13 protein-coding genes are annotated in these 20,998 nt (G+C 27.2%); 4 read left to right on the top strand and 9 right to left on the bottom strand.

All coding sequences use genetic code 11. The annotated features are described in order from the left end of the window. Positions 1 to 365: 365 nt before the first annotated feature. The 4 genes from NG918_RS15835 to NG918_RS15820 all read right to left on the bottom strand — a co-directional run bounded on the left by NG918_RS15835 (position 366) and on the right by NG918_RS15820 (position 3,347). Positions 366 to 1,361 carry a Gfo/Idh/MocA family protein gene (locus NG918_RS15835; protein WP_252227001.1) on the bottom strand — a complete coding sequence of 332 codons (996 nt, stop codon included), beginning with the start codon at positions 1,359 to 1,361 and terminating at the stop codon, positions 366 to 368. Positions 1,362 to 1,625: 264 nt separating this feature from the next. Continuing rightward, a complete protein-coding gene (locus NG918_RS15830) occupies positions 1,626 to 2,429 on the bottom strand; it encodes a DUF4097 family beta strand repeat-containing protein (protein WP_252226999.1) in 804 nt (267 codons plus the stop codon). After that, positions 2,429 to 3,031: a DUF1700 domain-containing protein gene (locus NG918_RS15825; protein ID WP_252212132.1), complete on the bottom strand. Its 603-nt coding sequence runs from the start codon at positions 3,029 to 3,031 to the stop codon at positions 2,429 to 2,431. Before NG918_RS15825 ends, NG918_RS15830 begins: the two co-directional genes overlap by 1 nt. Beyond that, entirely contained in the window at positions 3,024 to 3,347 is a 324-nt protein-coding gene (locus NG918_RS15820; protein ID WP_252212131.1) for a PadR family transcriptional regulator, read from the bottom strand. Before NG918_RS15820 ends, NG918_RS15825 begins: the two co-directional genes overlap by 8 nt. A 322-nt stretch (positions 3,348 to 3,669) precedes the next feature. Between NG918_RS15820 and NG918_RS15815 the strand changes: the two genes are divergently transcribed. Both NG918_RS15815 and NG918_RS15810 read left to right on the top strand, forming a co-directional pair. Continuing rightward, positions 3,670 to 4,416, top strand: a complete 747-nt coding sequence (locus NG918_RS15815; RefSeq protein WP_252212130.1) for a hypothetical protein — start codon at positions 3,670 to 3,672, stop codon at positions 4,414 to 4,416. Positions 4,417 to 4,439: 23 nt separating this feature from the next. After that, positions 4,440 to 5,564, top strand: a complete 1,125-nt coding sequence (locus tag NG918_RS15810) for a hypothetical protein (protein ID WP_252226996.1) — start codon at positions 4,440 to 4,442, stop codon at positions 5,562 to 5,564. Between the two features lie 55 nt (positions 5,565 to 5,619). Here the strand turns inward: NG918_RS15810 and NG918_RS15805 are convergent, their stop codons facing one another. The 3 genes from NG918_RS15805 to NG918_RS15795 form a co-directional block, all read right to left on the bottom strand. Further along, positions 5,620 to 5,967, bottom strand: coding sequence for a four-helix bundle copper-binding protein (locus tag NG918_RS15805; protein WP_252212128.1), 348 nt, complete (start codon positions 5,965 to 5,967; stop codon positions 5,620 to 5,622). 228 nt (positions 5,968 to 6,195) lie between these two features. Further along, complete coding sequence (locus NG918_RS15800; RefSeq protein WP_252226995.1) at positions 6,196 to 8,448, bottom strand: ATP-binding cassette domain-containing protein; 2,253 nt, start codon at positions 8,446 to 8,448, stop codon at positions 6,196 to 6,198. After that, positions 8,429 to 8,887 (bottom strand): MarR family winged helix-turn-helix transcriptional regulator, encoded by a 459-nt coding sequence (locus NG918_RS15795; RefSeq protein WP_252212126.1) that lies wholly within the window; start codon positions 8,885 to 8,887, stop codon positions 8,429 to 8,431. Before NG918_RS15795 ends, NG918_RS15800 begins: the two co-directional genes overlap by 20 nt. Before the next feature lie 318 nt (positions 8,888 to 9,205). On the opposite strand from NG918_RS15795, the gene NG918_RS15790 reads away from it, so the two are divergent. Next, complete coding sequence (locus NG918_RS15790; protein ID WP_252212125.1) at positions 9,206 to 9,595, top strand: hypothetical protein; 390 nt, start codon at positions 9,206 to 9,208, stop codon at positions 9,593 to 9,595. 218 nt (positions 9,596 to 9,813) lie between these two features. On the opposite strand, the gene NG918_RS15785 is transcribed toward NG918_RS15790, so the two are convergent. After that, positions 9,814 to 10,374: a hydrolase gene (locus NG918_RS15785; protein WP_252226994.1), complete on the bottom strand. Its 561-nt coding sequence runs from the start codon at positions 10,372 to 10,374 to the stop codon at positions 9,814 to 9,816. 498 nt (positions 10,375 to 10,872) lie between these two features. Here NG918_RS15785 and NG918_RS17035 point away from each other — a divergent pair, with 498 nt between their 5' ends. Then, a complete protein-coding gene (locus NG918_RS17035) occupies positions 10,873 to 10,998 on the top strand; it encodes a hypothetical protein (RefSeq protein ID WP_286674020.1) in 126 nt (41 codons plus the stop codon). A gap of 589 nt (positions 10,999 to 11,587) precedes the next feature. Here NG918_RS17035 and NG918_RS15780 read toward each other — a convergent pair. Further along, positions 11,588 to 20,812 (bottom strand): glycoside hydrolase family 94 protein, encoded by a 9,225-nt coding sequence (locus NG918_RS15780; RefSeq protein ID WP_252226993.1) that lies wholly within the window; start codon positions 20,810 to 20,812, stop codon positions 11,588 to 11,590. Positions 20,813 to 20,998: the final 186 nt, after the last annotated feature.

Below are 20,998 nucleotides of genomic sequence, written 5' to 3'. Positions count from 1 at the left end.
AATTATGATTTCTAAAACCATAATGAGTTCTTTGTCAAAAATCTATTATTTTATCAGTCTCTACAAAAATGCCATCTTCTCTGAATTTCCATGCTGATGGTTCATATAACCATTTCATCTTTTTTAATAATTCATTGTTGTTTAATAAGTCCACAAAAACTTCCGGATCATTTTCTAGCACTTTATCATTTTTTATTATTATATCTGACTTCCCCTTATGATTATCTATTGAAAAATGTTGCCTTTGAAGCTACATAAAATAATCTTCATATAGTTCTTTTTTATCTTCACTACTTCTTTCTATTGATGATGTAAAAGTACAATCTAACCATATCTTTATATCAAAATTAATATCTACTATATTTTTAAATAGTGTTGATATTATCTGCTGGGAATACTATTCCTGCATCTTTTCTAGCTTTTACTACAGTTTCAACTACATTTAAAGAATGCTCTAATAATTTATAACACATATCTTTATTATCATTATCAAAAATCTCTTTAAAATTCTTTAACTCATATACCATTCTATTAGAATCTTCTTGATTATTGCAACTGCTGACTTTACCATCTATACAAGTTTCAAAAGAAAGACATTCATTAGTTGAACTATCTAGTTTTAAATATCCGTTTCTACCTTGTATATAAACAAAACTTGGACTCATAGTATCTTTTGCCCCAACACATTCGCACACAAAATCTTTATATTTTAATGTAACTATGCCAGATGTATCAATCCCATTATAAGCAGTATTAGCTAAGTATCTTACATCTACAGGCTTTCCAAAAAGACCTATAACAAAATGCAAATTATAAATATTTATATCATATAAAGCTCCCCCTGAAAATTCTGGATTAAATACATTAGGTATTTCTCCATTCATAAAAGAATCATATCTACTTGAATATTGAGAAAAATTACATTGAACTAACTTTATATCTTGTAAATCTTTAAGTTTATTTTTAATATCAATAAAATTAGGTAAATATATTGTTGTAATTCCTTCAAATAAAAATAGATTATTATCTTTAGCTACCTCTATTAAATGTTCACTCTCTTTTATAGTAGATGTAAATGGCTTTTCACAAATTACATTCTTTTTATTTTCTAAAGCCTTTAATGTATAACTATAATGAAGACTATTAGGTAATGCTATGTAAATAAAATCTATTAATTTATTTTCAAGCATCTCTTTATAATCATTATATATAGATTGTATATTATACTGATTATAAAGTTCATCTGTCCTATTACTTAGTTTTCTTGAACATAATGCAATACACTCTACTCCATCAACTTTTGATATTGCTTGTAAAAAAGTTTCTACAATTACACCTGTTCCTACAACTCCAATTTTCATATTACTTCCTCCTATAAAACACGTTAAAAATCATAAATAAGTATCATAAAAATATTTATTATATCTTTAAATTGTTTTTCTTTCATATTTATAAACTATTTATTTAATTATTAAACGTCTATATTTATTTCTTAATTAGTTTATATATAAATTAAAATTTTTCTAATAGCTAAATTATATAATAAACTAAATTCTCTTACTATCTTCAATTATCACATCTAAAATATATTCATACATTGTTATAAATTAATCATTTCATATCTATTACTTAAAATTTACATTTATATCACCATTATTACTAGTAATATCTATACTATGCTGAGCATTATTATTACCATTCTTCTCAACCTTATTTGTAAATTTATCTCCATCTATATTTATATCACCATAATCACATGAAGTACTATAATTATATAGTTCTTTAGATATATTAGTTCTAAGATTTATATCTCCATAATGTGATGATATACTAGTAACCCCTTTAAATTCTCCATCTAAATCAATATCTGAATTATTTGATGCTATTTTTAGTCCATTAGCTATAAGATTATTTGACTTTATTTCTCCATAATTACAATTTATAGAAATTTCATTAGCATTAATACTATCCATAGTGATCTTTGTATTACTTGATTTCACATTTATAGTATCTAAATCAGCCGCATCAGGAACATATACCTTAATATAACTAGGTATATGTGTGTTGCCTATACCAAAACTTATATTATTGAATGTATCTTGTGACTTATTTCCCTGTATTACTAGCTTTCCATCTTTAATTGAATAATTAACATCATTTTCATTGCTATTATATTCAATTTCAATTCCATACTTATATGATTTTATTATATCTATTTTATCTACAGTTGAATTAATCTCTATACTTTTAAAATCAGATGACGCCTCAATTTTTACAATTCCATCTTCTTTGTCCAAAATCTTATATCCTGATTTATCCCTTATAATTCCAAACTTTCCTCCCATTGAGAAGCCTATTACAGCAAGGATTAATCCTACTCCAATCATACATATTGAACATATTAACAATTTCTTCTTTGTTCTTACCATTATAGCTCCTCCTTCTTATTTGATTTCTTAACTCTATTTAATAATTTTCTAGCTAATGTTGCAATTCCTTTAAATATTTTCGGTACTAATCTTGAACTCAACACTAACACTAATAATCCCACTCCAATTAATACCAATCCAATTCCAATAAACATAATGGCTGTTGAAAAACCTTGAGTAATAACTGCAAATCCTGCAAAACTAGTAACAACTCCTGCTACTATCAATGCAATTGTCGTAACTATAAATGTAAAAATAATAGCTCCTGCAACTATAATCATAGTTACTACTAGTATTATAAGTGTGAATGCTAATGGTAATGCTAGTGGTGCAGCTAATATTGCTAAGACAATAAACCATATTGAAGAAATACTTCTTTTAGGTTTAGTAATAGTTATCTCATCATTTTTAAATGCATACTCTGATAACAACTGTGATGCGATAACTGAAGGAGAATCCAATTCTTTTAAAATATCTTGACCATTATCTACTCCTGCATCTTCAAAGTATTCTACATAATACCCTATTGCATTTTCTATTTCTTCCTTTGGTAATCTCTTTAATTTTTTTCTTAACTCTTGAATAAAAATTTCTTTATTCATCTCCTAATATCCCCCCTAAAAGAACTTTATCAACATTCTCTTTATATTGCTCCCACTCATTAAGATACTGACTAAGCATAGTTTTTCCTTTTTCCGTTATCTTGTAGTATCTTCTATTTCTTCCTTGAAAAGCTTGATCATATGTTGTTAGACATTCATTTTTTTGTAATCTTCTGAGCACTGGATAAAGTGTTGATTCTGATATATTCATTATGGATCGTACTTGTTGAGTAAGAACATATCCATAAGTATCTCCCCTTGAAAGAACTGCTAACACACAAGCATCAAGTAAAGCTGCTCCTAATTGAAAAGCCATTCCTTTACCTCCTATATCTATACTATATTTTCTTATATATTATACAACGTATAATATACCCTATATATAATACTATACGTCGTATAATATTATATGTCAATATATTTTAACTTATTTGGATAAAGTATCCACAATGTACTTTATGTATGAATATCTTCTATTTTGAAAATTAAAATAGAAAAAGAGATAGACTACTTATCTAGCCCAAATCCATAATTTTTTATTAGTATACATATCCTATTTGTTTCAATTTATATATGAATTATATTTTTTTATCATATATGTTATAATTTAACTTGGTTTTACTGAAAGGTGTGATTAAATGGAATTTAAAATTAAACCTCCACATAAATTCAAATTAAGAAATATAATGCTTTCATTAATTTTTATATTAGCATATAGTATTTCAACATATGTGACTTTGCAAAAGCCTATCATAATTATTGATCAAAGCTTTATTAATAATAAGATTAAAAATCTATTTATATCTAAAAATGAAAATATATCTTCTAATGATAATACTGAAAATTATAAAGATAATGGTGTAAACTCAGAAAAAAACAATGGTACTTATGAGCAAAATGTTGAAAGTTATTCAGATAATTTTACGTTTTCTAAAAATGACTGTACTCCTACCGATTATAGTAAACTTACAATTAACCAATATGTTAGTACATGTGTTACCGAAACTTTTGGCAAAAAAGATAACCCTTATTTAAGTAGAATACTCTTTTCAAACAATAGTTACACTATATACATAAACATTGGTTTTTATAGAAATAGTGATGAATTAAAAGCAGCTGCAATTAATGCAAGTGTAGAACTTTACAAATCATTATATACCCTTTATCCCGAAAAATTTGGACATACCTTATTTGGAATTGTCGTTAGTGGTGATACCATAAACAAAAAAGGTGACACAACTCATATAGATGAGGCAGCAGTTAGCTGGTATAATGAAAAAACTCTTGAAGCTTTAGATATTAATAACTTAACTGTTAACAACTTTAAAGATACTGTTTATCGCTTTTATGATTATCAAAATCAAAGAGGTATTCAAAGAGATTAACTTATGAAAGGTAAGATACAATCATGAAAGATATTAATAATAAACTAAAATTAACATATTATTTTATTTCACTATTTATTCTTTTAATTTCAATTGATGTACTAATTTATGTGTTACTTCCTATACTAAAAAATAACTTTGCTTTTTTTCTCATTGGAATTTTTAATATCATACTTGATGTAATATTGTGGCTTTGTGTACAACATGGCTTTAACTGGGCTAGATGGACTTTTATTACATCTCTCTTTATGAAAGCAGGAATTTTAATTGGCAGTACTTTAGATGATTTATTTATAATTAATCACTTTAATGTTAAATATATAATACTTATATTGTATATTTTCATTATTCTTATGCTTTTACTTCCAAAAAATATCAGAAAATATTATAAATTATGTTCAATGCATAATTACTATGTTGAACAATGCAAGGAATATATTAAATCATGTTATGATATTCCTATAATATTAGATAAAAAATTTAATATTAGTTCTTTTTTGGACGATGTTATAGTAATATCAGCTCAGTCAATTGTTTATAATTGTTCATTTTCTATAATAATAAAAAATAATATAATTTATGATGACTATTTTCAGCATTACTTTAGAAAGCAAATTAATTCTAAAATAAAATCTGAAATAAACAAATATGCATTAAAATCAAATGAACCATATGCAAACAAATTATTAAACATATGTATAAAAAGAGAACCTGGAAATGATTGTATTGAATTCAGCATTGATTCATCTGTTAATCTATTTAAAGAATATAAAAGCAAAATTCCACCTTATGAAATATTTTATGAAAGAAATTCATCTAAAAATAATGCTTTAAATTTCACCTATTTAATGACTATAGATACTCATGATCTTGAACTTAATATTAAATATATTTATTTAATTTTACACACTCTAAAAAGCTTTAATTATAAATTTGATACTATAAGCTTTTATGGTTATGATACACATATAGGTCTTTCCAACAATAAAACATATAATGATTCAAATTATATTATAAAAGAAATGTCTTACTCTAAAACATGTAGTATTTTAACGAATCAAGATTTATCTTATATTAACGAAAAAGTTCATTCTTATATGATAAATATAGATAAAAATAACAACTTATTTAATACATATGTAGAATAAATATTATAATAAAAATAGCTAGTAACAAATGAAGTTACTAGCTATTTGGGAGAAATTACATTCCAGACATTTTTCTACATTCATCTGCACATGTTTTACATTCTTGTGCACATTTTTGACAATGATCATCTTTAAACATACTACATTCTTGTGCACATGTATCACAAACTGTAGCACACATTTTACAGTGCTCTTTTGCAAATTTTCCATTCATAGACATAATCCCTATTGACATTTCACACATCTTTGCACATTCAATTAGTATTTTTACACAAATTCTTCTATCTTTTAAATCTGGTTCATTAATACATGCCTCAAAACATTCGTAACATGCTTGAGTACATCTACTGCATTCATCAATACATTTTTGATAATTGTCTGTAGTTGTTGTTACTATCCCCATTTAAATCACTCCATTCTTAAATTTAATCTATTAAACAATATTTATTATGTGAATAATAGAAGATTATATTCACATAAAGCTAATGAATATAATGTTAAATATTAAGTAGCCTTTAAATTGTTCCAGATGATCTTAAGCAGATATTTTGCAATTAAAAAGGAAAAAGAATGATACTTTCTCTATTTTTAGTAACTATTTTACAGGTACAATATATATTTTATTAATATATTATCTTTGAGTATATTCTAACAATCTTTTTCCAGTCAAGGATGAAGAACATCGTATAATATTTTCTGGATATCCCATATACATCAATTCTCCACCATTAAAGCCTCCGAAAGGCCCCAAATCAATAATCCAGTCAGCATGGCACATTACACTTAAATTATGTTCTAATGTAATGATTGTTTTACCTCGCTCAATTAATTTGGTTAATAATTCTATTAACTTTTGGATATCTGATTCGTGTAATCCAGTGCTTGGCTCATCCAATATATAAATTTCACCAGTATCATTTAAAAGTGTTGAAGCTATTTTCAATCGCTGAAGTTCTCCTCCTGATAGTGTATCAAGCGATTGTCCAAGTTTAATATAACTTAGATTTACTTCTTGGATAGTATATAATATTTTTTTTATATCTTTGTCAATAAAAACTGTTAAAGCCTCATCAACTGTGAGATTAAGAATATCACTTATTGTATATCCATTATACTTATAATTCAATGCTTCTTTCTTATAACGTTTTCCATCACATAACTCACAAGTTTGTTCCACATCATCCATAAATGCAAGGTCTGTTTTAATTATTCCTTTTCCTTTACACAAAGGACACCCGCCTTCTCCATTAGAACTAAATAATGAATGAGATTGACCACTTGTCTTTCCAAATATAGTTCGGATTTTATCAAACAAACCCATGTATGTAGCTAATATTGAACGAGAAGATGTATAAATTCTTCTTTGGTCTAAAAGGATGCTATCTGGATACTTATTACGGAAAAGACGTGTAATCAACGTACTTTTGCCTGAACCTGCTACTCCTGTTACAATTGTTAATGCGTTTTTAGGTATTTTTACAGATAAATTTTTTAAGTTAAACATTTTTACATTATTAAGTTCATAAAAATAGGTAAAATTTTTATTTGTTTCTTTTATATTATGTTTTTGAGATAAAGCAATACCAGTAGCAGTAGAACTGCTTAATACTTCTGAATATGTTCCTTGAAAAATAATTTTTCCACCATGAACTCCTGATTTTGGTCCCATATCAATAATATGATCTGCTATTTTTATTACATCAGGATCATGTTCGACGATTATAACTGTATTTCCCTTTTCTTTAAGCCCCTTGAATATCTTATTTATACCAGTAATATCATGAGGATGTAATCCAATACTAGGTTCATCAAATATATATAGTATATCATTAAGACTACTATTTAAATGTTTTGACATTTTAATACGTTGAGACTCTCCACCAGATAATGTATTAGTTGTGCGGTTTAGTGTAAGATAATCTAATCCTACTTCTTCTAATGTACTTAAGTGCTTGAGAATATCATGAGCGACTGCCTGAACTTTTGGTTCGTGGATTGTTTGAATAAAAGATTTTAATTCATTTAATGGCATATCCACACAATCACCAATTGATTTTCCTTTAATTTTACAGGATAAAATCGTAGTATTAAGACGTTTTCCACCACAATGAGGGCAAATCTTTTCATCAACAAGTTGTTCAATTTCTTTTTTGTATTGTTTTTGCTCTTTTTCTAAAAAGGAACTTCTGATTCTGGGAATAAGTCCAGTATACTTGGCTGTTTTATGCCAATTGCTTGTAGGGTTATCAGGTATTTTTTCTTCTTCATAAAGCAACGTATTAAGCTCTAAATTAGAGTAGTCTTTAATAGGTTTTTGAATGTCAAAATAACCAGATTCGGTGTAACGACTTAATCGCCATCCGCCTGGTTTAAATGTAGGAAATTGAATAGCACCTTCATTTAAACTTTTATCAAAATTGATTAACTTATGAATATCAATATCTTTAACTACTCCTAAGCCTTGACAATAGGAACACATACCATTTGTATTATTGAAAGAAAAGTTCATTGAATAACCAACAAAAGGTTTTCCTATTCTCGAAAATAGAAGACGTAACAAGGTATAAATATCAGTAACTGTTCCAACTGTTGAGCGTACATTTCCGCCTATTTTCTTTTGATCTATAATAATAGACACAGGAAGATGATTAATCTTCTCAACATTAGGCCTGCCATAGTGTGGCAACAATCGTTGAATATAGGAAGAATAGGTTTCATTCAGCATTCTCTGAGATTCAGCAGCTAGTGTGTCAAAAATTAGTGAAGATTTTCCTGAACCAGATAGCCCTGTGATTATGGTGATTTTTTTCTTTGGAATATTTACTGATATATCCTTAAGATTATTTTCATTTGCATGAAGTATCTCAATCATTTCTTCTGTCATAGTATCCCCTTCTTTCTCCAAAAATTTTGCTTACTTTAATACATAGTTCAGCAAAAAGTACTTGTTCATTTTCAGTTAAAGCGGATGCTGAAATTTCAGCTAAATGTTCATGTCCTTTCTCAGTATCCTTTAAAAAATTAAACCCTTTATCTGTTAATTCTGTCCAAAGTTCTCTTGCATCATAATTACTTTTCTCTTGTTTTATATAGCCTATCTCTTTAAGAATTTTTAACCCTTTAGATATTTTAGAACGTGAAACACCTAATCTATTACTTAATTCTGCAGGGAGACTTCCATTTGTTTGATATAAACACTCCAATAAATCATACTGAAACCAAGAAATATTATCTGGGTTTATTCTATTTCTTTCAGCAACAAGTTCACATTGAAGTCGTGATAAACCTTCTTCTAATTTAGAATTATATAAATTTTTATTCATAAATAAACACCTCATTAATGTTAATAAAATATAGTTTCCTTTTGGAAATTATTTTAGCACTTTAATAAAATAATTGCAATAAAGAAATTATATATAATGCTATTAACTAACTCACCTTATTGAAGAGAAGTAAATTTTTCTTTATAGTAGACATAAAAATATTTTTTTACTAAAATCCATTATCTAAACAGCGTTATATCTAACTTTATAATATTTTTCCATAATTATTAAATAGTAACACTTTAAGTATAAAATCATATAATATAATATAAATAATAGTTACTAATTCTATAATTAGTGGGGGAACTAAAGATTAATATGGAAGATGCATTTGTTATTCAATTAAAAAACTTGGTAATTCAATTAGGGGAAGCTGGTGTTAAATATGCTATAGAATCATTAGCTGATTGGATTATTCCTAAAAACACACTTTCTTTAAATAGAGATGGTGATACTGAAGTAGTTCGTACAGTTTCTCTTGAAGATGGTACAACTTTTGATATAATTGTAAGATTAAAACAGGAAATGGTAACACAATTATTAAGTATAAATTCAAAACCAACTTATAATTCATTTATTATGCCATTTTCAGCAGATGAAAACCAATGTCCTAACTATGAAGATAATATATCTCTTCAAGTAAAAGCTTATTCACCTAGAAGAGGTGGAATTAACCTTATTAATGGTTTTATATCTATAAATTGGTAATTTAATATAAAATAAAAAGGGTCGCCTTAATTTTGAGGCGACCTGTTTTTTTATCAAACAAACTAGATTAAAGTCTTAAATAAGCCATCTTTTCTAGTAAATTTGTTGTTGCAAATCAATTTAATACTAGAGTTTGGTGGTTTTCTATTATTTTTTTCTTAGAATTAATTTTGGAAATTATTTAGTTTTTAATTGCCATGAAGTCAGATATGTATTCACTAATTATTATAGATTTCCATTTGATTATTAATATATTCTTCACAAGAACGCATAGCTAGAATTGTTTCTTCAAATAATTTATCTAATTCCCAACCAAGCATATCTGCACCTTGTTTAATTACATCACGTGAACATCCAGCCGCGAACTTCTTATCCTTAAACTTTTTCTTAAGACTTGAAAGTCCCATATCCATAACGCTCTTAGATGAACGAATTCTTGCAGCTGCACCAATTAATCCTGTAAGTTCATCCACTGCAAATAATACTTTTTCCATCTGATGCTCCGGTTTAGGTTGTTCTTCTGAGCAAAGTCCGTATCCATGACTAGCTGCTGCTCTTATTAATCTCTCATCAACACCGTATTCTCTCATAATTTCTTGAGTTTTGCTACAATGTTGTTCTGGATACATTTCAAAATCCAAATCATGAAGTAACCCTACTATAGACCAAAAGTCTGCTTCATCTACATATCCTAATTTTTCTGAAAAATAATGCATAGTACCTTCAACTGTTAAAGCATGTTGAATATGAAATACTTCTTTATTGTACTCAGTAAGCAAATTCCTTTCTTCTTACAACTCTTAAGTCATAGTAAATATCTTATCTAATAACTATTAAATCTAATTTCATAACAACTATACATCCCCAATAAAAATTTTAGTTAAAAATATTATTTACATAATATTTTATTTTTTTATAGACTTTAATTTTACCATATATTTCCTAATAAAACTATGTTACAATAGTAGCAGGGAGAGGAATTAAAACCAAAAAATTCAAATTAAAGGGAAATATAAATATAATCAATATTCTATAATTGTTAGCTTAAAGTTAAAAATTATATTTGAATGTATTTGCGTAAATAAAAATAGATTCCCATAAATAAAAACCTCTTTATTTTCTTATTTCTCCTTTTATATGTCTATTTACTGAAATATATCCGTATTCTTAACTATAAATCTTATGTAATAGTCCTTACATAGTTTAATAACAATTGTTAAGGTAGAATATTTCAGTTTTATATAGATTATATTGGACTAGAAAGAGAGGAAATGTATATGAAGGTCAAAGGACGTAAAGGAAATAGTTGGTTTGAGATTTTTATTGCAAAAGAAAATGAAAGGTTCTTTGGTATTCTTATATTTTTATTTGGAATTGTTATTGTACTACTTAAATATCTTTGAATATAACAAAAAGACCTTTATATAGTGCATCTCTCCCAAGAAAAACTATACAAAGATCTTAACCAAATAAAAATATTAATTGCATCTTGAGATGGTTCCTTAATTGGAACTATCTCAGCCAAAGTTTTAATCTATATAAATTTATTACATATCTATATAATATACCTAAATTATACCTTATATGTTACTTATTATACAAATATTTTTTTAATCTCATATTTTTATAAGTCTATTATTTATAATATACAAATTCCTACATTAAAATTCATACTATTAATTTTTTAAATTACTCTTTTTCTGTCTTCATTAAATTCATTATAAAAATAGCTTATTATATCATCTTTAATTATTATAGACCATTCTATATCATTGTATACATTATAAAAATATCTTGTTAAATATTTTTTATTTAATTACGATTTCATATAAAACTATTTTACTCATTTTTGATACATTTTATTCCAATTTTATTTTGTTAACAATTTTATCTAAAACTAAGAAGAAACTATACTCTTGATTAAAATTCAATCATTTTGTGACATCTCCTCTTAGTTCTGCCAATGGTTTATATCTTCCTTATTTCCATAAATTATATGTATACAAATACATCTATCTTACCTAAATTTCTTGGTATTATGTTTCCATCAATCTTTTCTCCATTTATAATTATCTTAGGTTTATCATCTTTAATTTGATTTGAATTACTTGTAACTTGTGAATTAACTAAATTATTTGAGTTTTTCCCTTTATCTATATTTCCAACTCTTATTACTTTTATAGCATAATCTTCTTTCTCATTTTGAATTTTTATTTCAAATTCGTTCCATGACTTTGGTATACATGGATTTACCTTATAACCTTTATCTTCAACCCTTTTTAGACCTAAAATATCCTCAATACCAACTCTATACATCCAGCCTGAAGCTCCAGTATACCAGCTCCATCCACCTCTTCCTCCGTGGGGCTCTTTTATGTACACATCTGCAGCCATTACATAAGGTTCTAACTTGTAGATACTACATTCAAGCTCCGTCTTTGTATGATTTATTGGATTAATCATATTGTAGTATTTTGTAGCTTTATCACCTAATCCAAGCTTAGTCAAAGCTAATATTACCCAAGCGGCTGCATGAGTATATTGACCTCCGTTTTCTCTTACTCCTGGTACATACCCTTTTATATATCCTGGTTCAAGATATGAATCACTAAATGGTGGTGCTAATAAAAGTATCAATCCTTTATCCTTTTTCACTAGATTTTTATCAACAGCTTCCATTGCTTCAAGTGCTCTTTCACTGTGTTTTTCTACTGTATCTACATAATATTCATTAGAGTTATAATTAGATTTAATTTTCGTAGCACCTGAAATTATGGCCCAGCTTTGTGCTAAAGAATCAATTTGGCATTCAGGATTTTCACGGCTTCCAAGTGGAGTGCCATCATCAAAATATGCTCTTCTATACCAGCCACCATCCCAAGCATTTTTTTCTAAATTCTCTCTTATAAATTCTTTTCGTTCTTCATAATAAGCTTTAGTTTCTTCATCCTCTTTAACCTGTGAAATTTTAATAAAGCTTTCTAAAATAGAGTACAAGAACCAACCAAGCCATACACTTTCTCCTTTTCCCTTATTCCCAACAGTGCTCATACCATCGTTCCAATCGCCACTACCCATTAATGGAATGTTGTGTACTCCAAACTTTAGAGCTTTTTTTATAGCCCTTAAACAGTGTTCATATATTGTTCCTTCCTTTGAAGATTGGTTGACTATTGTATATCTCTCATCTTCACCATCTCTTAAAGGCTCATCTTCAAGATAAGGTGCAGTTTCTTGTAAAATTTCATAATCTCCAGTTGAATTAATATATTCAGCAGTAACATAAGGAAGCCATAATAAATCATCACTAAATCTAGTCCTTATACCTGAATTTACAACTGGATGCCACCAATGTTGCACATCTCCTTCTACATACTGCCTTGAAGCACTACGTAATATTTGAGCCTTTGGTATTTCTGGATCAACAACTCCAAGTGCCATAGAATCTTGAAGTTGATCTCTAAATCCATATGCTCCACCACTTTGATAAAATGCACTTCTACTTAAATATCTACAGCTTAAAGTTTGATATAAAAGCCATCCATTTAAAAGGTAATTAAAAGATTTATCTGGAGTTTTAACTTGTATATTTCCTAGGAAATTTTTCCAATATTCTTTAACCTTTTCTAATTCTATATCTGCATTTCCTTTAACTTCATATTTTTCAATAACTTTTTCTATGTTTTCTTTTTCTTCCTCACCAAATAAAATTAAAAGCTCTTTCTTTTCACCTTTTTTAAGTTTAATCTTTGTAGTAGCCGCTAAACAAGGATCATAAATTCCTCCACATCGATTTGATAAATTCTCATTATCTAAGGCTTTTGGTGAAGAAACTTCTCCATTAATTCCTATAAATTCTTTGCTATCTCCAGTAAAGCTTAAATTCTCTCCTCCTAAAATAGTTAAATAAGAATTAAATTTTCCAAAATACTCACTGTAAGGATTGAATCCTCTAATGAATCCTCTATGATATACATAGCTAGCACTATTAGATTCCTCACATTCTATATTTATATTACTATTTTCTTCAAATTCTCCATGAATATATGTTGAAACATATCTAGTACTATCATACTCATAAACACCCATTACAAGCTTTGCATAATAAAATAAAGAAATTTCTCTATCATTTTCACTTAAATTTTCTAAAGTTACTTTCTGAATTTTTATCTTCTCTTTTTTAGGCGCAAATACTTCTAGTTTTCCTTTTAAATCATAAGCAGTATGACTAAATTCAGAATATCCAAAACTATGTTTTATGAAGTAATCTCCTGAATCTCTAACTGGTTTTGGTGTTATGGAAAAATAATTATAAGAATAATCATCTCTAATATAGAGTGCTTCTCCTAATGGATCCCTAATATAATCATTACTCCAAGGTGTTATCTTATTTTCCCTAGAATTCCCACACCATGTATAAGATGAACCACTCTCAGATATATGAAATCCAAAATCATCATTAGAGATGACATTAATCCAAGGTGCTGGAGTATTTTTCAAGTTAGAAAGTTTTATCAAATAACTATTATCAAGCTTACTAAATCCACCATATCCATTAAAGAAATCTAAATCTTGCATATTAAAATTTTCATCAAATTTCTCTATATTTAAGTCTTCCTTATTCATGGACTTTCCTATGCCATCTTCTTTTTCTGCTACCTTTAATCCGTGAATTAAATCCTGTTTTTCTAAAAAGTCTATATCATGATCATATTCTTTATATTCTGTTATATTATCATCTAGATTTGGTATTACTTCATCTGCAACCTCTAATTTATAGTTGATATTTAGAGGCTTAGCTTCCTCTTCTAAATTCTTAGTTTCTACCTTGTTAGGTCTTTTTTCTAACAAATTGTTCTTGCCTTGTGGCATAAAGTTTTCTTCATGATTATCATCTAATATGTTATTGTAATTACGTTTATAACTTTCTTCATCAACAGATTCCTTATATCTTGAAAATTCATTACTATTATTGACTTTAAGCTCTTCAATTTTCGTAATTTGTTCTAAAATTGACCCCTTCTTTGAATCAACATACAGCCTAGCAATTCCTATTATTAAATCTTTAACCTTTGCATCCATAGTAGCTTTATTGTGAACGAATATTCCTCCTGGTGTGTTTAAAGAATTACTTTCATTTGATGTACTTATTAATTGCATTATATTCTTTTGAAGTGGTTCATCATAAGAAATCTCTTCATTATTGTATATAATTAAATCTAATTTTACTCCTTTAAGTTTAAGATAATAATGTAAATTCAACATATTACCTACTAGATTAATATCATCTGTATTTTCAATAGTTAAAAATACAATAGGTAAATCACCTGAAATTCCATAAGACCATAAATCTTTTTGATACTTTGAAATATTTTTTATATATTCTTCTCTATCCTTTCTGCCACCGTGCAAAAAGAATATATATGAAGCTAAACTTTGGAATATATTTGCTTGAGCACTTCTTATACCTAAATTCTTAAGTTCAAGTTGTGTTCTTATACTATAGCCTTCAAAAATCTTCTCCAAATTAACAACTTCTTTATTTTGTTTACATATATCAATAGCAGATTCTCTAGAGTCTGTTGTTCCTGTTATAAAATAAATCTCTTTTTTTGAATTTCCTTCTAATCTTATCCTAGCTCTAATACTCATTATTGGATCTAAAACTGTTCCAACAGTATTATCTAATGATTTGTCATTATCCATAGCTAAGGGAAATTTAAGTTCTCTATTTCTTCCTATAAAATTAATTCTAGAAGTTTCATAACTTATGTTTCCTTCTAATTCTCCATTTACTATAACTTTATGAAATATGTAAGGAACTTTTGCTCCTTTAACTCTACCTCTTCTACTTCCTATAAGTACATTTTCATTATTATCATATTCTGTTTGAACAAATAAATTAGAGAAAGTTGGATGTACTGCATCTGCACTAAATGTGGTCAATGTCACTTCCATATAACTTGTTATTTCAAGGCTTCTTCCCTTATCACTTAAATTATTTAAAGTAATTTTTCTAACTTCAAAATTCTCATCCGGAGAAACAACAACTTCCATTTGAGTTTCGATATTTCCATCCTTTCTATTAAACTTAGCCTTATCTAAATTAAATTCAGTAACATATTTATCTCCATGATTCTTACATGGCTCAAAAGTTGAACTCCAATAATCATTAGAATTTAAGTTTTTTATGTAAAAAAACATACCACTATCATCGCTTGTGGTGTTTCCTTTCCATCTATAAAGCATCATATCATTCTTCTTAGAATAACCACTTCCAGCTACAGTTATCATTGACGAATATTGGCCATTAGATAACAATAAAACTTCAGGATTATCTTGATTTGCTCCTTTAAATTTCCTTGGAATCAAGTTTTCTCCTTCAAAATACGTATTCTTTATAGAAAAATCTTCATTTCTCTCAAAGGTTACATTATTAGGAATCTTTTCTTTTAATAAAAGCTCAGTTGCCTTAACCTCTGGCAAACTATGAAATCTATTAACTAAAATATCATTAAGAAGTACATTATCAAGAGCCATTAAAGACATTCCCAAATGGTGTACCATATATGTCATAATTCTATTAGGCTTTATACCATCACTATATACACTATCAACTATTTGTTCATTATTTAAGTTTTTTGTATCACTATCAATTAAACAATTATCCTTATTATTAGTGTCCATTGGATTTTTTATAACATATTTATCTTCTCTTGCCTTAGTGTAATCTATAGCTTCAATAAATCCATATATTCCAAGACAACCTATTTCCTCTAATTTTCTAAGATTTTTAATCCCACTGTTCTTAGAAAATGGCAATGTCATCAAGGTTGAGTAAGGTGATATTACAATTTCATCTTCAAGACCTCTCTTTAGTCCAATGCCTGGAATTCCAAAAGCTTTATATTGATAATTTTCATCTACATCAAATTTATAAAATGCACATTCTGATATTCCCCAAGGTGTTTTCTTCTGCTTCGAAAAACTTTTTTGGGCTTTTATTACAGATTTATATGTTTGGCTGAGTAAAGTTTTAGGATAATTCTTCATTATTAAAGAAGGCATAAAATATTCAAACATAGTCCCACTCCAAGATACAAGAGAATGAGTGTGAAATGCATTTGTCATAGATCTACCTAATTTAAACCAATGAGATATAGGAACATCATTTTTCGCTATAGCAACAAATGATGCTATTCTTGATTCTGATGCCAATAAATCATAATAAGAATTTCCAAGTGAATCTTCCTCTACGTTATAACCAATAAAGAATAATTGTCTAGTTTTATCATAAAGAAATTTAAAATCCATCTTTTCTGAAATCACATTAATATCTTTAATTATATTATCTATTTTTCTACTATATATTTTGAAATTATCAATCTTTACCTCAAATGTATTATTAAAATTATCACCAAATTCATTCTTATATTCTTCACACCTATCAATTAAGTCTCTAATACTAGGAACTCCTTCAAAAAATTCTTTACTATATAATTTTTCTAATCCATTAAATATGTAATTATAATGTTTAAGCTTTTTATTAGCCTCGTCAAAAAACTTATCTATCCAATATTTACTTTCTTCATTCTCTTTTCCTTGTAAGTAAGCTTTATTTTTATTGTCACTATTACTTTCCTCACATTGTGTAAGTTGTTGAATTTCAGCTAATATCTTATTTAAAGCATCTTTATATTCACCAATACTAATATTTGAACCAAATATAGCTTCAATTGAAGCTTCATCTTTTTCAATTATATTATAGATATCTTTTAATGACATAAGTTCATTTATTCTTATAACTTCTTTATCCTTTAATTCCTCCATAGCTTGTTTCAGCACCCACAAATCTCCCAAAAGATTTCCGCTATCAACAGTTGATACATATCTTGGCCATAGTGGAGCTTTAGTTTTTGTATCATACCAATTTAGATAATGTCCATGAACCATTTGTAGATCTTTCATGCTATTTAATATCATCTCTGTTTTATCAATAAACTCCATCATTGTTATATATCCTAAGTCATAAGCCACTACATTTGAAACAAGCCCCATACCTATATTAGTTGGAGATGTTCTATGAGCAATTCCTTTAAAAGGTTTTTCTTGATAATTATCTGGTGCTAAATAATTATTTTCTTCATTAACAAAATCCTCATAGTAAGCATATATTCTTCTTGATATTTTCCTTAAATAAACAATTTCTTCATCATCTAAAATCATTTTATTTTTAGAAATTTTTCTACTTATACAATAAGCTACATATGGACTTACTATCCAAAGTGCAGCAACAATTACGCTATAAACAATAACCCCAATAGGATTATAGATAGATAAATATAATACTAATAATCCCATTATTGGAGCAATCCACATTCTTTTTAAATATGATTTAAAAGTATTACTATATTTTTTTTCTACAGAATCAGAAGATTGCCACTCTAAAAGATTTCTTTTAGATATACATAGTCTAAATAATGTTCTTATTATTGCATCCATCATTAAAAATGCTTGATACGGAATAAATGTAAATATTAAAAGTATTTGCTGAAAACTTTTAAATGTTCCCATAAGTTTATTTTTAGGGGTAACAACAAAATCTGTAACTGTAAACACTAAAGAATTCATAAGTGCTAAAAAGCAGAGTAATGCAATCTGACTTCTTCCATTTAAAATAGTCAAAGAAAGAATCAATGCTATTAATAAATTAGGTGCTAAAAGGCTTCTTCTTAAATTATCAAATATTTTCCACTTGTTAAGAGAACTTATTTTTTTAGAAAATAACCAACCTATAAGTTGCCAATCCCCCCTAACCCATCTATGCAATCTTCTACAACTACTCTCATAAAAAGCTGGATATCCATCTATGAATTCCACCTGACTAACTAAGGCACATCTTGCAAGAGCTCCTTCTAAAAGATCATGACTCAAAATTCTATCATCTTTTATTGAAGTATTTAGTATATTATAAAATTCATCTATATTAATTATTCCCTTGCCTGTAAAAGATCCTTGACCAAACAAATCCTGATATGTATCAGAATAAGCTACTGAATAACCATCTACGCCTCCTTCTCCACCAAAAATATTTGAGAAATATGTTTGATTTTTAGATTCTAAACTTATGCTAACCTTAGGTTGCATAACACCATATCCTCTTAAAACTTCATTATCCTTAACATAGGGTACATTAAGTACATGGCTCATGGCACCTATAAGTTTAAAAGTGCTTTCTCTTGGCATAAATGTATCTTCATCTAAAGTAATTAAATATTTAACATCCTTAAGTATTTTTATTTCTGAACTTAGAACATTATAAGTATGATTTGTTTTTCCTCTGATGAGAGCCATAAATTCCATAAGCTTTCCACGTTTTCTTTCTCTTCCCATGAAAACATTTTGCTTTTTATTATAAATTCTCTCTCTACTAAAAAAGAAAAATTTTGCTTCATTATTATTTTTGTAATTATCTTTAGAATATTTATTATTTAACTTTCTTGCACATTCAATTCCACATTTAATTATTTCCTTATCATTCTCTTCAACCTGAAAATTTGAATCCGCAAAGTCACTAAGTAATGCAAAATAAATGTTTTTGTCCTTATTTCCACAATAAGCAACTTCCAATTTTTCCATAAGAGATTTAACCTTTTCTTTGCAATTTACAATTGCAGGAATGACTACTACTGTCTTGCAATCATCTGGAATTCCTTCACTAAAATCCATCTTAGGTACTAATCTAATCTGTACGGTTTTACTTACAATCCAATTAATAAGTCCAATTATAATTTCATTTATAGGAATTATACTGACTAAAAATAAAATTAGGTACTCAGCCTTAGTATACTTTACGCCACCCAAGCTACTTATAAATAAAAAAAGTGTACTTATAAGAAATGTTCCCAAAATATTTATTGCTAAATATGTACCTTCAGAAATTGCATGATTTACATTATTATAATATCCATCCAATTCACTTATACCATTATCAATTAAGTAATATCCAACATGACACTTATAAGATTCCTTGTTCTCATTTTTGTTCTTTATTGAAAGTTGTAATACATTATGTGCTACTTTAAGTTCATTTTTATTAGTTATTCTAGCTATACTTTCAAGTTTATGCCTATAATAATCCTTAGATTCAAAATCCATGCTTCCATAAACATTAACAGGATCTTCTCTTAGAATCCTTTCTACTAAAGATGTATTTTCAAAGAAATTTCTCCAACTTATATTCTCAATTTTTCTAATTGAAGTTATATAGTTCCCAATATATCTTTCTAAAAATTCCTCTCTTAAGTTGCTCCTAGTAGTATAATTATTAAGATCTTCTTCTATTCCCCATTTAAGCCTTGCAAAATCATAAATACTCTTATTCTCTATGGAATTCTCCCTTAAAATTCTAAAAAATTCTCTTAAAAATAACGGACTAACTTTAGCATTAATATTTTCAAGTTCCTCATTAAGTTTATTGTTACTTATAGCATCTACAACTCTCTCAGCAACAATTTTTCCCTGTAAGATTTCCTTTTGAATATCAACAAGATTATTAGTATATTGTGATAAATTTATTATTATTGCTGTTTTAAGCATAAGTGGAAAAGCCCAAAGTTCACCAATAGTAAAAGCCATATCTTTATTTACAATATTAATATCCTCTTTTGGTCCATCTATATTACTCCTACTGTTATCTATTTTACTAAACAATTTTTCACTTACATTATTACACTCTAAATCCACACCTAAATTTTCTTCCTGAATTTTATTAATATATTTAATAAAGCTCTCACCATCAATATCTCCGCCTAAATTTACATAATTCTTTGCAACTACAAAAATACGGGGAAGTTCATTTTCAGATTCATTATAATTTTCATAATTTTTCTTTTCAAAATCTCTTTTCTCATCAAAATTCTTACTTTTAAATGTATTATTAATTTCATGCGTTCTCTTATGATCTATATTATCAATAAATTCTGTCATGGACGGTAATAACTTAAAATAATCAATAGGCATTTCCTTCTTAATTGCCTTATATTCTTTTTCAATTAAATATATATTATCAAGAAGCCACTCAGATGCTCCAAGAACTTTATTTCTTCCTTTGGATAACTTTCTAAAATACTTAAAATTTTCATGAATACAAGAAAATCCTTGATTAAGCTCTCTTAAAACATTCCTTCTTAATCCATAAGAATTGTTTTTCTTCAAGTAAAAAACTCCCTTCTTAATTAAATATGACTTAAGCATAGTTCTCAATGAAGTTATTTTTACCAAAACTATAAAAAAAATTCTTAAATTTTAAAATAAGCAAAGAAAGAACTCGTCAAAATTAGGGTATCGATATTTTGGATATCATAATTAAAAATTTCAAGCCAATACTTATTGTTAAGCATT

This window comes from Clostridium sp. ZBS2, assembly GCF_023845855.1.
GTDB classification, from domain to species: domain Bacteria; phylum Bacillota; class Clostridia; order Clostridiales; family Clostridiaceae; genus Clostridium; species Clostridium aquiflavi.
This window is presented reverse-complemented; position numbering and strand designations above follow the sequence as displayed.

Coding starts and splice junctions, on each gene's coding strand:
- NG918_RS15835 (WP_252227001.1), bottom strand. CDS start 1,361: ATGAAAATTGGAGTTGTAGGAACAGGTGTAATTGTAGAAACTTTTTTA.
- NG918_RS15830 (WP_252226999.1), bottom strand. CDS start 2,429: ATGGTAAGAACAAAGAAGAAATTGTTAATATGTTCAATATGTATGATT.
- NG918_RS15825 (WP_252212132.1), bottom strand. CDS start 3,031: ATGAATAAAGAAATTTTTATTCAAGAGTTAAGAAAAAAATTAAAGAGA.
- NG918_RS15820 (WP_252212131.1), bottom strand. CDS start 3,347: ATGGCTTTTCAATTAGGAGCAGCTTTACTTGATGCTTGTGTGTTAGCA.
- NG918_RS15815 (WP_252212130.1), top strand. CDS start 3,670: ATGGAATTTAAAATTAAACCTCCACATAAATTCAAATTAAGAAATATA.
- NG918_RS15810 (WP_252226996.1), top strand. CDS start 4,440: ATGAAAGATATTAATAATAAACTAAAATTAACATATTATTTTATTTCA.
- NG918_RS15805 (WP_252212128.1), bottom strand. CDS start 5,967: ATGGGGATAGTAACAACAACTACAGACAATTATCAAAAATGTATTGAT.
- NG918_RS15800 (WP_252226995.1), bottom strand. CDS start 8,448: ATGACAGAAGAAATGATTGAGATACTTCATGCAAATGAAAATAATCTT.
- NG918_RS15795 (WP_252212126.1), bottom strand. CDS start 8,887: ATGAATAAAAATTTATATAATTCTAAATTAGAAGAAGGTTTATCACGA.
- NG918_RS15790 (WP_252212125.1), top strand. CDS start 9,206: ATGGAAGATGCATTTGTTATTCAATTAAAAAACTTGGTAATTCAATTA.
- NG918_RS17035 (WP_286674020.1), top strand. CDS start 10,873: ATGAAGGTCAAAGGACGTAAAGGAAATAGTTGGTTTGAGATTTTTATT.